9 protein-coding genes are annotated in these 13,539 nt (G+C 58.7%); 1 reads left to right on the top strand and 8 read right to left on the bottom strand.

Annotation, left to right across the window (positions count from 1 at the left end; genetic code table 11):
- Positions 1-48 precede the first annotated feature (48 nt).
- From ppsA to AC07V8_RS00015, 8 genes are all read right to left on the bottom strand, one after another.
- Positions 49-2,457, bottom strand: a complete 2,409-nt coding sequence (ppsA, locus tag AC07V8_RS00050) for a phosphoenolpyruvate synthase (protein ID WP_494677238.1) — start codon at positions 2,455-2,457, stop codon at positions 49-51.
- A gap of 382 nt (positions 2,458-2,839) precedes the next feature.
- Positions 2,840-3,058: a hypothetical protein gene (locus AC07V8_RS00045; protein ID WP_494677214.1), complete on the bottom strand. Its 219-nt coding sequence runs from the start codon at positions 3,056-3,058 to the stop codon at positions 2,840-2,842.
- A 92-nt stretch (positions 3,059-3,150) separates the two neighbouring features.
- Positions 3,151-4,614, bottom strand: coding sequence for a mechanosensitive ion channel (locus tag AC07V8_RS00040; protein ID WP_494677215.1), 1,464 nt, complete (start codon positions 4,612-4,614; stop codon positions 3,151-3,153).
- 169 nt (positions 4,615-4,783) lie between these two features.
- On the bottom strand, positions 4,784-5,032 hold the full coding sequence (locus tag AC07V8_RS00035; RefSeq protein WP_494677216.1) for a hypothetical protein: 249 nt from the start codon (positions 5,030-5,032) through the stop codon (positions 4,784-4,786).
- A 197-nt stretch (positions 5,033-5,229) separates the two neighbouring features.
- Positions 5,230-5,514 carry a hypothetical protein gene (locus AC07V8_RS00030; RefSeq protein ID WP_494677217.1) on the bottom strand — a complete coding sequence of 95 codons (285 nt, stop codon included), beginning with the start codon at positions 5,512-5,514 and terminating at the stop codon, positions 5,230-5,232.
- Between the two features lie 250 nt (positions 5,515-5,764).
- Complete coding sequence (locus tag AC07V8_RS00025) at positions 5,765-6,247, bottom strand: DUF4019 domain-containing protein (protein WP_494677218.1); 483 nt, start codon at positions 6,245-6,247, stop codon at positions 5,765-5,767.
- Between the two features lie 60 nt (positions 6,248-6,307).
- Positions 6,308-7,123 (bottom strand): OmpA family protein, encoded by an 816-nt coding sequence (locus AC07V8_RS00020; RefSeq protein ID WP_494677219.1) that lies wholly within the window; start codon positions 7,121-7,123, stop codon positions 6,308-6,310.
- A 73-nt stretch (positions 7,124-7,196) separates the two neighbouring features.
- Positions 7,197-13,025, bottom strand: coding sequence for an ESPR-type extended signal peptide-containing protein (locus AC07V8_RS00015; RefSeq protein ID WP_494721437.1), 5,829 nt, complete (start codon positions 13,023-13,025; stop codon positions 7,197-7,199).
- A 7-nt stretch (positions 13,026-13,032) separates the two neighbouring features.
- Between AC07V8_RS00015 and AC07V8_RS00010 the strand changes: the two genes are divergently transcribed.
- A partial coding sequence (locus AC07V8_RS00010) for a hypothetical protein (RefSeq protein WP_494721436.1) occupies positions 13,033-13,539 on the top strand: 507 nt, incomplete at its 3' end.

The raw sequence follows: 13,539 nt of genomic DNA, 5'->3' as shown, positions 1-13,539 counted from the left end.
GTTACTGCGCGGCTTGCAGCGCTGAGCTGCCGCAAGCCAATGCGCTGCTTACTGCGCCGCCGCCAGCTTCTGCCAGGTATCGATCACCGAATCAGGATTCAGGGAAATCGATTCGATGCCCTGCTTCATCAGCCACTCGGCAAAGTCAGGATGGTCCGACGGGCCCTGGCCGCAAATGCCGACGTACTTGCCCTTGGCGATACAGGTCGCAATCACCTTTTCCAGCAAGGCCAGGATGGCCGGATCGCGCTCGTCGAAATCAGCCGCCAGCAATTCCATGCCGGAATCGCGGTCCAGGCCCAGGGTCAGCTGTGTCAGGTCGTTGGAGCCGATCGAGAAGCCGTCGAAATGCTCGAGGAACTGATCCGCCAGGATGGCGTTCGACGGCACTTCGCACATCATGATCACGCGCAAACCGTTCTCGCCGCGCACCAGGCCGTTCTTGCCCAGCAAGCCGATGACTTTCTCGGCCTGTCCCAGTGTGCGGACGAAAGGCACCATGATCTCGACATTGGTCAGGCCCATGTCGTTGCGCACGCGCTTCATGGCCTGGCATTCCATTTCGAAGGCTTCGGCAAAATCGCTGGCCAGGTAACGCGCAGCGCCGCGGAAACCGAGCATCGGATTTTCTTCGTCCGGCTCGTAGCGCGAACCGCCGATCAGCTTCTTGTACTCGTTCGACTTGAAGTCGGACAGGCGCACGATGACCTTCTTCGGCCAGAAAGCAGCGGCGATGGTGGCGATACCTTCGGCCAGCTTGTCGACATAGAATGCCTTCGGCGAAGCGTGGCCGCGGGCTACCGATTCGACCGCCTTCTTGAGGTCGGCATCGATGTTCGGATATTCCAGGATCGCACGCGGATGGACGCCGATATTGTTGTTGATGATGAATTCCAGACGCGCCAGGCCAACGCCGCCGTTGGGGATCGACTGGAAGTCGAACGCCAGCTGCGGATTGCCGACATTCATCATGATCTTCAAAGGCAGCGCCGGCAATTCACCGCGCGCCACTTCGGAGACCTCGGTTTCCAGCAGGCCGTCGTAGATCTTGCCTTCATCGCCTTCGGCGCAGGAGACAGTGACCAGCGTGCCGTCCTTCAGCACGTCGGTGGCGTCGCCGCAGCCGACCACCGCCGGCACGCCCAGCTCGCGCGCGATGATCGCCGCGTGGCAGGTACGGCCGCCGCGGTTGGTGACGATGGCTGATGCACGCTTCATGACCGGTTCCCAGTTAGGATCGGTCATGTCGGCCACCAGCACATCGCCTGGCTGCACTCTTTCCATTTCGGAAGCATCGTGGATCACCCGCACCGGACCGGCGCCGATCTTCTGGCCGATGGCGCGGCCGTGGGTCAGCACGGTGCCGACGCCTTTGAGCTTGAAGCGCTGCTGCGCATCGGTGGATTTTTCCTGCGACTTCACTGTCTCTGGACGCGCCTGCAAGATGTACAGCTTGCCGTCGCGGCCGTCCTTGCCCCATTCGATATCCATCGGCCGCTCATAGTGCTTCTCGATGATGGTGGCGTACTTGGCCAGCTCGACGATTTCGTTATCGTTGAGCGAGTAGCGGTTGCGCAGCTCGATAGGCACATCGACAGTCTTGACCGAACGGCCGGCCTTGGCTTCGCCGGTGAACTCCATCTTGATCAGCTTGGAGCCGATATTGCGGCGGATGATCGGCAGCTTGCCTTGTTCCAGCATCGGCTTGTGAACATAGAATTCGTCCGGATTGACAGCGCCCTGCACCACGGTTTCGCCCAGGCCGTAGCTGGACGTGATGAAGACCACATCCTTGAAGCCGGACTCGGTATCCAGGGTGAACATGACGCCGGCGGCGCCGACATCGGAACGCACCATGCGCTGCACGCCGGCCGACAGGGCCACTTCAGCATGGGTGAAGCCTTTGTGCACGCGATAGGAAATCGCGCGGTCGTTATACAGGGACGCGAACACGTGCTTCATGGCTTCCAGCACGTTGTCGATGCCGACCACGTTGAGGAAAGTTTCTTGCTGACCGGCAAACGAAGCATCCGGCAAATCTTCGGCCGTCGCGGAAGAGCGCACGGCAAACGACATCTCGCTGGAGGAATCCGCCACCAGGCGCTTGTAGAAATCGTTGATTTCCTGCTCCAGACGCGGCTGGAACGGCGTTTCCACGATCCACTGACGGATCTCAGCGCCGGCTTGCGCCAGTGCCCGTACATCTTCAATGTTCAGCGTCGCCAGGCGTTCGGCGATACGGTCGGCCAGGGCCGGCCCGCCGTCGACACTATGCGACAGGAAGTCGCGGAATGCCTGCGCCGTGGTTGCAAAGCCGCCCGGCACCCGTACTCCGGCGCCAGCCAGCTGGCTGATCATTTCACCCAGTGATGCGTTTTTGCCGCCGACGGACTCGACATCCGTCATCCGCAGATTTTCAAAGGAGATGACGTAAGCCGCCCCCTGGGTAGCACCCATCTGTATTGCATTGGACATAACAACCTCTAGTTTGATGATAAGAAATCTATTGCTGCCAATTTAGGCGTACTTCGCATTGGAGCCTATTATAAGGCGTGGCAGTATGGTTGGGTCGAGGTGTGAGTTCCGCAAATACCGACTTGTTCCTCAAAATTCAAATATACTGTTTATTTATACAGCACATTTAAATTGACAAAATATTAGCGAAAATATATCGGTTATGGGATGAGGTCAGGCAGCTGCTACGATCTCAGACGCTTAGGCTAGAATCGAAAACGGCAATTGGGGAAATGCGGCTCACAGCGCATGCGAGCCGTTTTTTATTGACACCTCAAAGTAGAACCGTGTGGCGATTTCCGCCATCGACTGATTTTACAAAACCTTAACTCTCTCCGCCCGTATGTTTTTGACGCTGCTCAAGTCCCTCTCGATACAGGGTTGCGCCGACAGAAGTCAGCAAGGCAATAGCGTCATCGTCCAGTTTATGCCACGCTTCAGCAAGCCAACCTGCGAAACCTGCAATCGTGTAATCCAGATCAACCGTCGCTCTACCCTCTACATTCAATCGCTGGAAAATTGTAATTGCATCTTCAGCTGTCATAAGCCCTCCTGTCGTGAAGCCGTCAGTATAAAAATATCCAACCACTTCACACATCTCTAGTTTAGAGATTGACTGCACTAAAAGTGCGAACGTCAGTCTTTTCCGGAACGACCGTTAAACCAGCGCTCCAGCAATTTTCCGGCCGCCTCGCGCCCACCTAGTCCAAAGGCTAATGCAATCGCCACCGCAATTGCACCTAGGACCAAGCCGAAGGCAATTTGTACAATTTCATTGGCAATCCCCATGGCACGCAAGCCCATCGCGAACACCAGTCCAAGAATGGCAAACTGAGCAATGCGTGCTAGCAAATTGCTATTGTCATTGTCTGCTTGTTGGATAACACGACGCGCCAGTCCGGCTAGCCAGAAACCAATCATCAGAATGACGCTACCCATCAGGATATGCGCGCCAAATTCAATGAACAGCGTCACGACGTCCCGCACTTGCGAAAAGCCAAGCCGATTGGCGGCTTCCACGACTGCAAATAGCATGGCGAAGAAAACCACCAAACGCCCCGCCAGCGTCGACGGCTGCAGAGAGCTGGTGAACACTTTTTCCAGGCCGAGCAGCGACGGCAGACCGTCCGCCCCTGCGGCCACCAGCAGCTTTTGCAACAGAGCTCCGACAAATCGCGCGGCATAAAAAGTTACCAGCAGGATTACGACAGCGCCGACGATATTGGGTACGGCGCCAAGGAACTGGTCGAGCAGATTGGTGGCCGGGCGGGAAATTGCTTCGATTTTGAGGGCATCCAGGGCCGAAATCAGCGTCGGCACGAAAACGAAGATATACACTACGGTGCCAGCCAGACTGGATAGCTTGACCGGCGTCGCGCTCTCTGCCCCCTGCGCCAGCTTGTCTGCGCCGGCAGCTACCAGCAGATTGACAACCAGACCGCGCAGGATCTTGGCAAGAATCCAGCCGACCAATGCAATCACAGCCGCGGCAAAGATATTCGGCACAAACGCCAGCAACTTATCCGTCATGCCTTGCACCGGCGTCAAGAGGCCATTCAAGTTGAACACGGCCAAGATGGCGGGAATGAACATCAGGATGACCAACCAGAACAGCACATTGCCCAGATAACCGCTCATGGGTTGCATACCAGTGGCTTCAGCAAGTTTGTCATCCAATTTACTGGAGCGCAGCGCCTTGTCGGCAATACTGCGCAGTAACGACGCGATCAGCCAGGCGACCAGCGCCAACACCGCACCGCCGATCAAGTTCGGCAGATAGTTGATGATTCTCGTGACGAGTTGCGCGAAAGGATTGGAGACCGCATACAGGTTCAGGACATTGAAGATGCCCACGGCGGTAATGAGAAGGATCAGCCAGAATAGCCCGCTTGCGATCATGCCCTCGATACGAGCGCCCTGCCCGGTGCTCTCGGTGATACGCTGATCGACTTTCAGTGCATTCAATAATTTGCGAGCTGCGGCCCGGGCAACAACAGCAATCAGCCAACCGACGATCAGAATGCCGAGTGCGCCAGCGATCTTTGGCAGATAGGCTCCCAACGTGTTCTGCAGCGAGATGAAAAAACTGGATAAATCCATTTTATGCTCCCTCAAACGTTGTGATGCGATTTGACGACCGTTACCTCTTTCGACTTTCTGATAAACCTTATCTAATAAGCGCCGTGCGTCGATACAGCAGTCCTCATTCGCGCATCGAAATCAACTTGAATGCGGGACTTGCAATACTACGTGGTTTCAATCTCGTTTTTTAGCGGCGAGGATATCGCGTTGTTCCCTGCTGTGCAGCCTGCCGGACATGCAGAGGCAGCATTGTGATAAGCGCGTGCAGCATCAACGGTACCAGCATAAAGTCATCGGCTATTCCGAGCAAAGGCAATGCCAAGTTGAACGGCGCGAAGAAATACATCGTGAGTAAAATGATCGCCGGCATGAACCAACCAGGTCGATCCGCATGCCGCATTGCAAACCACGTGGTGCGCAGGTCGGTTTTACTCATGCGCCAAACAATAAAATACAATTTCCTCATCAGAGATGATCACTCCAGAAAATTCATTCTACGGACGATGCAGTTATGTGCCTGGGTTCCCCACACTTGCGCCACATCATTTCATTTTTTGTTGATCGCGCCTTTGAATGCTTTGTCAGTGGTAGATTTGACGGTTTTAGTAGCCTTGCGTCGAGCAGATCGCTCGGTCAGACCTGATGAATCACGATAAGCGAGGCTGCATACGCCAGAGCCTTTTTGTAATGCGGTAAGCTACGATGCGTATCGGTGGCCAGCTTTTCAAGTTGCTCTTTGAATGCCAGCAAATTGAGCTCCGGGTCCCCCGGCTTTCTCAGGATAAGATAACTGCATGCATCGTGGATGACGACCAGGATTGCCAGCTCGACGCTATCACCGTGGAGGGACAGCGCCGCCAGCGTTTGAATTTTATCTATGCATTCATCGATAAAACCGTTTTCGATATGAGCGTCCATTACGTACTCCAGAAACAGCATTGCGGCAAAATTGCATTAAGATCAATCTTAGGGAGTGGCGCGCCGCATGTCTATTGGGGTTTGCGGCATTTCACAAGAGTTTTCAAATTCAATGTTGACGGGCAATATTCAGTGTTTTTCCGGCACACTACCAACCGTCAAAAGCACTTTGAAACAATCTCCCGCAAGCAACGCTCGGCAACGCCCGCTTTGCATCTCGCCTGTCTTGTTCGCACGCATGATTGTCAGTTCATCTCGTCTTGGCGGGATTCGGCGCTGCCGCTCCAGCTTCGATTTTCGTTATGACATAACCGACAGGAATCCACTGCCCCGTGGTCTGTATCATCGAAATTTTTTCCACCGCCATGCCTTTTGAAAACCGCGATGTAAATGCGATGTTGATGTATTCGCCAGGCGGCAGGTTTGGCGGGTCGGTGATGCGCACTATCTGCACCCATTGACGTCCGCCGATCGCTCCCAGGTCTTTTTTCACCGCCCCCAGGTACTTGATCCATCCGTCCCTGCTGATATTTTTCTGCATGGCGGGACCGCTCTGGTCCCACATGTGATCGGCCTGGCCGGCATCCGCCATCGTTGCCCACTGGGTCGCGGTAACGACGGCGCTGTCGATCGAGCCGTCTATCTGGGCCGACGCCGGATTGGCCAAAACTAGGCCGATCATTGCGATCGCCCAGACGCCGGCGGCTTTTTTAAACGCTGAAAATGAAATCATTTGTCTCTCTCAATCTGGATCAGGCTGCTGTGCATTCTCCGACGGACTTACCCCGGCTCCTCATTTCTCGCCCATGACTTCGATCTCGACACGCCGGTTGGGCTGCAGGCATTGCACCAGTTGCGGCGTAACGACTTCGCCCTGGCACTGGATCACCGGCTGCGATAGCCCTGCGCCATAAGCCTTTATCGCCTTGTCCTCCAGCCCTTGCTGCACAAGGTAGCTGCGGATGGTTTCGGCCCGCGCCTTGGACAAGGTGAAATTGGCAGTTTCGCTACCGATCCGGTCTGTGTGCCCTGTCACAACCACAGAAGTCAGCTTGACGCCATCCTGCTTGAGCTGGCTCACCAGGTTGTCGATTTTTTCACGACCCGGCCCGGTCAGGTCAGCGAGACCGGATTTGCCAAAGACAAACAAGCCGTCTGCGGCAAGGGTGACGCGTTGGTGGTAAGGCTGGTCTGCGAGAACCGTCGTTGAGCTAGTCGGATTCAGGTATTTCTGGCAATCCGGATCTTTCCAGCGGGTAGAGGCGACATGGTAGTCAGAGTCATAGTTGACCATGTATTGACAAGTCACGTACTCATTGTTTTTACCGGTACGGAAATTGAAAATGTAATTCCAAACTCTCACGTTAAAGACGCCTTCGTGGAAATGCGGCACACCCAGCAAGTCGTAGACCTGGGTCTTGCTCAGACCAGGCGCCATATTGCGCAGGTTTTCAATCGAAACGAAGGTCCCTTCTTGCATGTAGGAAGAATTTCTATCCGGAAATTCTTCTTGCGGATCGTTTGCCAAGGCTGCACCAGCGACAAGCAGTAATAAGCCAGCATAGACGGTCGCCCACAGATTGCTCGGTTTCATTATTGACTGTTTCATATTTTCCTCCCCGGTTAGACGTTCAGGATATTAGCCCCATGACAGATGCTTGCATCTGTCATGGCCAGCTTCGTTACCACTGGAAACCAGCGGATACCACACCGCCTGTTTGACCTCGGCTACTTGATGTCGCAGCAGCCTTGTAGACCCAGCGCCCGTTTTCGGAGATGGTCGAAATGCCCAACGCCAACCCGGTTTGCCCTTGGAACGTACTTCCAGCAATCGCCACCATGCTCTTTCCAGGCGTTGACGGTTGCGGTAATCCACCTACTGCCATCGCCGCCGCGGAGCCGCCATCAGCATCATGCCGGTTGGAATTGACCGAGTTCTGCAAAGCTTGCGCCCTGCTATCTGTGTACTGGTTGGCTTGCTGCACCGCTGCCCCCATGCCGGTATTGAGTTGCGAAACGTTGACGGCATCCGTCGGCGCAGTCCCCGATGCGACGTTATGGATGGTGACCGGGCCAGCTGAGCTACCGTTGCCCATGGTGACGCTGCTGTAGTTGGTGCTGCCGTCAGGATTGGTGTCGTAGCGCACGCCGCCCGACTGCACCGCCTGCAGCTGACGCACATTGACAGCATCGGTCGCCTGCGTACCGCCCGCCACGTTGGTGATCTGGCGTTCGTTGCCGGCGCTGCCCACCGAAACCGCACCTTGGGTGGACGCCACCGCGGTATTGGAGAACTGCTCCTTGCCGCCGTTCATGCCGGCGCGGTCAGCCGTCGCACCGCCGCCCAGCGCCACGCCGCCGCTGGCCGTCGCACTGGCGCCGGCGCCGATCGCCACCGCGTTCATGCTGGTGGCAGCGGCATTCTTGCCGGAAGCAATCGCGTCCAGTCCCGTCGCGCCTTCGTTATGCTCATTGCTGCCGCCAGTCGAATTCACGCTGTAGTACTTGGTCTGGCCCAGCGCCACGACAGAGGTCAGATTGTTGATCGCCGTATTGGTCGCAAACAGCTGGCTGCCGTTCACGGCGTCGGTGCTGCTGGCGGTCAGCTGGCCGGCCGCCACGTTGGTGACCTGCCGCTCGCTGCCCGCGCTGCCGACGCTGACCACGCCCACCGGCGCTGCTCCGGCGAAGGTGTAGCTGGTGCCTTTGATCGTGGTGCCGGTGGTGGCAACCGCAGCTCCGGTGGTCGAACTATTACCCAATGCCACGCTGTTGGCCGTGCTGGCCGTGGCTCCCTGCCCCACGGCGGTACTGTTGGCGACGGTAGCCTGAGCGCCATTGCCCAAGGCCGTACTGTTGGTTCCGGACGCTACCGCGCCGAAGCCGCCGGCGCTGGCATTGGCGCCGCTCGAGACCGGTTGCGCCGCCGTCACGCTGCTGTCCGATACGAACGGGCCGGCCTTGCCTGCAGTGAGATTATTGATCGCCGTCGTATTGCCTGCGATGTTGGTGGTGTTGATGGTGACCTGCTGGTTGGTCGCATACAATTGCGAACCGTTCACCGCATCGGTGCTGGTCGCGCTCAACTGCCCTGCCGCCACGTTCGTGATCTGGCGTTCAGAACCCACGCCGCCCACGCTCACCACACCTGCCGGCGCCCCGCCGGCAAAGGTGTAGGCAGTGCCGCCGATCGTCGCGCCGGTGGTCGCTACCGCCGCGGTTGTCACCGTACTGCCCTGGCCCAATGCCACATTGCTGCCGCTGGTGCCGGCTGCAATGCTCGCGCCTTGTCCCAGCACCGTGGCGTCGGCATTGCCGTTATCCGTCGCCTGATTGCCCAGCACCGTGGATGCGGCGCCGGTGGCGGTCGCGCCGAAGCCGCCGGCGCTGGCATTGGCGCCGCTCGATACCGGCTGTACCGCCGTCACGCTGTTGTCCGACACGAATGGACCAGCCTTGCCGTTGGTGATGTTCGTGACGGTCGTGCCCAGGGTGTTTATCGCCGTATTGGTGGCAAAGAGTTGCGAACCATTCATTGCGTCGGTGCTGGTCGCACTGACCTGGCCGGCAGCAACGTTGGTGATGGTACGTTCCGCGCCGACTGTGCCAACGCTCACCGTACTTGCCGGCGTGGCGCCGGCAAAATTGTAAGCCGTACCGTTGATGGTCGCGCCTGTTGTTGCTATTGGCGCCGCCGTCGTGCTTCCGGCTCCCAAAGCTACTGCGCCGGCATTGTTGGAAGAGGCGCCGGAACCGATGGCAATCCCTTGCGTCGCCGCAGCCGACACCGTCGCCGTGTCGCCCAAAGCGATGGCGCCTGCGTTGTTCGCCTGCGATGCGTTACCCAGCGCTACCGAGCCTTGGCCGGTAGCCGTGTTGGCATTGCCCAACGCCACGGCACCCTGGCCATTGACCGTGTTGTTAGCGCCTATGCCCACCGCGCCGGTGCCGGTGACCACATTCGGATCGCCAATCGCCACCGCGCCGTCGCCGCTGGCAGTATTGCCCACGCCTATCGAAACCGCCTTGCCGCCGGTTGCCGTCGCCGTCTGGCCGATGGCGATGGCGCCGGCGGAATTGGCTTTCGCTCCGGTTCCTTGCGCAATCGAATTGCCGCCTGTCGCTTGCGCGCCATTGCCTAGCGCGATATCGTTGGCGGTCGCCGGCGTACCGTTGATGCCTGCCACCGCATTCAGGCCCTGGGCGATCGAATCATTGCCGTAGGCATTGGCGACCGGTCCGACGGCGATGCTGTCGGTACCCGCCGCGTTGCTGTCGGCCAGCGTCGAATTGGTGTGGAAATACTTGATGCCGCCGCCGTTGTTGATGTTGTTGAGGATATTGCCGATGCCGGTTACCGCCGTATTGGTGGCGTTCAACTGCGAACCGTTCACGGCATCGGTGCTGGTGGTGCTGAGACGGCCCGCCGCCACATTGGTGATCGTACGTTCATTGCCCACGCTGCCGACACTCACCGTCGATGCTGGGGCAGCACCTGCGAAGTTGAACGTCGCGCCATTGATCACTGTGCTCGCCGTTCCCACTGCTGCCGCTGTGCTTGAACCTGCACCCAATGCCACATCATTGGCGTTGTTCGCCGTCGCGCCATTGCCGGCGGCGAAGCTGCCAGCTCCGGTTGCCACCGCTGCAGGACCAACGGCAACTGAGTCGGTACCCGTTGCCGTTGAGTCGGCCAGCGTTGAATTGGCGTGGAAGTACTTGATGCCGCCGCCATTGTTGATGGTATTGATAGCTGTATTGGTGGCAAACAGCTGCGAACCGTTCACCGCATCGGTGCTGGTTCCACTCAGCTGCCCTGCCGCGACGTTCGTGATCTGGCGAGCCGATCCTGCACTGCCCACGCTGACGACACCGGTAGGCGCGCCGCCGGCAAAGGTATAAGCCGTGCCGCCGATAGTTGCGCCGGTGGTCGGCACCGCAGCTGCCGCCACCGTGCTGCCCTGGCCCAGCGCCACGTTGCTGCCGGCTGTGCCAGCCGCAATGCTGGCGCCCTGACCCAATACCGTCGCATTGGCATTGCCGTTGTCGGTGGACTGGTTGCCCAGCACTGTCGACGCCGCACCTGTTGCTGTCGCACCGAAACCACCGGCGCTGGCATTGGCGCCGCTCGACACCGGCTGCACCGCTGTCACACTGTTGTCCGACACGAAGGGACCGGCCTTGCCGCTGGTGACCGCATACAGTTGCGAACCGTTCACGGCATCTGTGCTGGTCGCGTTCAAGGCCGCCGGCGCCAGATTCGTGATGGTCACCGGTGCGCCTGCACCTGCGCCGCCGGTGGCGCCCAGGGTGATCTTGTTGCCGCCTGCCGCATCATACTTGACCGCGATATTGGCGGTATTGTCGATGTTGGTATTCAATGCAGTCAGAGCACCGGCAACCGTCGTCTGAGCTGTTGGTCCTGTCACGGCGCCTGTCGCGCTGACGGTATTGATCGGCTGACTGAAACCGCTGATCGTGCCGGTCGCAGGATTGTAAGTCGCACCACCGCCCAGTGTGCTGGCCGTGCTATTTCCGAGATTATCCGTATGTACTTGCACCGTGCTGATGCCAGTGGACAGCGAAACGACCGAGGTGGAAGTTGATGTTGACAACGATGCTACATTGCTGTTGGTTGTGCTCAAACCGGTCGAGGTCGAAGTCGACAGCGACGCCACACTGCTATTGGTCGTGCTCAAGCCAGTCGATGTTGAAGTCGACAACGAAGCCACACTGCTGTTGGTCGTACTCAGACCGGTCGAGGTTGACGTCGACAACGACGCCACATTGCTGTTGGTCGTACTCAGACCGGTCGAGGTTGACGTCGACAACGACGCCACACTGCTGTTAGTCGTGCTCAAACCGGTTGAGGTCGAAGTCGACAACGACGCCACGCTGCTGTTGGTGGTGCTCAGACCGGTTGAGGTCGAAGTCGACAGCGACGCCACGCTGCTGTTGGTGGTGCTTAAACCGGTCGAGGTCGAAGTCGACAACGAAGCCACACTGCTGTTGGTCGTGCTTAAACCGGTCGAGGTCGAAGTCGACAAAGACGCAACATTGCTGTTAGTCGTGCTCAAGCCCGTCGATGTTGAGGTCGACAGCGATGCCACGTTGCTGTTGGTCGTGCTCAAGCCGGTTGAGGTCGAGGTCGACAAGCTGCTGATGTTGGAACCGACAGTGCTTGCCACGGTGTACAGCTGACTGCCATTAATAGCATCCGTGCTGCTAGCGCCGATCAGTCCGGCGGCGACATTCTGTATCCGGCGCTCAGAGCCAGCTGCGCCGACACTTACCACGCCCGCGCTCGAACTGGCGCCGGCGAACGGGCCATAGGTAGTGCCGCCTATCGTGGCGTTGGTTACGCTGCCAGTGCCGCCGGTAGCTGCCGATGCCGTGCTAGTTGTGGTTGCCGATTGACCTAATGCTATGGAACCGGCAACGCTAGCGTTGGCCCCGGCGCCAAGGGCGATCGAATTGCCGCCAGTCGCGCTGGCAGCATTGCCCAAGGCAATATCGTTCGCCGTCGTCGGTGTGCCGCTGACGCCAGCCACCGCATTCAGGCCTTGCGCTATCGAATCGTTGCCGTAAGCATTAGCCGCAGGCCCCACGGCGATCGCATCCGTGCCGGTTGGCGAACTGTCCGCCAAGACCGAATTAGTGTGGAAATACTTGATGCCACCGCCATTGTTGATGGTATTGATAGCTGTATTGGTGGCAAACAGCTGCGAACCGTTTACCGCATCCGTGCTGGCTGCACTCAACTGACCTGCCGCGACGTTCGTGATCTGACGCGCAGATCCTGCACTGCCCACACTGACGACACCGGTGGGCGCGCCGCCGGCGAACGTATAAGCCGTGCCGCCAATCGTCGCACCAGCGGTCGGCACCGCAGCCGCCGCCACCGTGCTGCCCTGACCCAGCGCCACATTGCTGCCGGCCGTGCCCGCCGCAATGCTGGCGCCTTGGCCCAGTACCGTCGCATTGGCATTGCCGTTGTCGGTGGACTGGTTGCCCAGCACTGTCGACGCCGCACCTGTTGCCGTTGCACCGAAACCACCGGCGCTGGCATTGGCGCCGCTCGATACCGGCTGCACCGCGGTCACGCTATTGTCCGACACGAAGGGACCGGCCTTGCCGCTGGTGACCGCATACAACTGCGAACCGTTCACGGCATCCGTGCTGGTCGCGTTCAATGCCGCCGGCGCCAGGTTGGTGATGGTCACCGGTGCGCCTGCACCAGCGCCGCCGGTGGCGCCCAGGGTGATCTTGTTGCCGCCTGCCGCATCATACTTGACCGCGATATTGGCGGTATTGTCGATGTTGGTATTCAATGCAGTCAGAGCACCGGCAACCGTCGTCTGAGCTGTTGGTCCTGTCACGGCGCCTGTCGCGCTGACGGTATTGATCGGCTGACTGAAACCGCTGATCGTGCCGGTCGCAGGATTGTAAGTCGCACCACCGCCCAGTGTGCTGGCCGTGCTATTTCCGAGATTATCCGTATGTACTTGCACCGTGCTGATGCCAGTGGACAGCGAAACGACCGAGGTGGAGGTTGAGGTCGACAGCGATGTCACGCTGCTGTTGGTTGTACTCAGACCGGTTGAAGTCGATGTCGACAGCGATGCGACACTGCTGTTAGTCGTGCTCAAGCCTGTCGATGTTGATGTCGACAGCGACGCCACGTTGCTATTGGTCGTGCTCAGACCGGTCGATGTTGATGTCGACAACGACGCCACGCTGCTGTTGGTCGTACTCAGGCCGGTCGAGGTTGACGTCGACAACGACGCCACGCTGCTGTTGGTCGTACTCAGACCGGTCGAGGTTGACGTCGACAACGACGCCACGTTGCTATTGGTCGTGCTCAAACCGGTCGAGGTCGAAGTCGACAGCGAAGCCACGTTGCTATTGGTCGTGCTCAGACCGGTCGATGTTGATGTCGACAGCGATGCCACGCTGCTGTTGGTCGTACTCAGGCCGGTCGAGGTTGACGTCGACAACGACGCCACGCTGCTGTTGGTCGTACTC

The organism is Collimonas sp. GW821-FHT02H07, from assembly GCF_059421505.1.
The sequence above is the reverse complement of the archived record's forward strand: the minus strand, read 5'-3'. Positions and strand labels throughout refer to the sequence as shown.

Excerpts from the sequence above, each read along its gene's own strand:
- AC07V8_RS00040 (WP_494677215.1), bottom strand. The coding sequence starts at position 4,614 with ATGGATTTATCCAGTTTTTTCATCTCGCTGCAGAACACGTTGGGAGCC.
- ppsA (WP_494677238.1), bottom strand. The coding sequence starts at position 2,457 with ATGGGTGCTACCCAGGGGGCGGCTTACGTCATCTCCTTTGAAAATCTG.
- AC07V8_RS00020 (WP_494677219.1), bottom strand. The coding sequence starts at position 7,123 with ATGAAACAGTCAATAATGAAACCGAGCAATCTGTGGGCGACCGTCTAT.
- AC07V8_RS00035 (WP_494677216.1), bottom strand. The coding sequence starts at position 5,032 with ATGAGTAAAACCGACCTGCGCACCACGTGGTTTGCAATGCGGCATGCG.
- AC07V8_RS00030 (WP_494677217.1), bottom strand. The coding sequence starts at position 5,514 with ATGGACGCTCATATCGAAAACGGTTTTATCGATGAATGCATAGATAAA.
- AC07V8_RS00025 (WP_494677218.1), bottom strand. The coding sequence starts at position 6,247 with ATGATTTCATTTTCAGCGTTTAAAAAAGCCGCCGGCGTCTGGGCGATC.
- AC07V8_RS00045 (WP_494677214.1), bottom strand. The coding sequence starts at position 3,058 with ATGACAGCTGAAGATGCAATTACAATTTTCCAGCGATTGAATGTAGAG.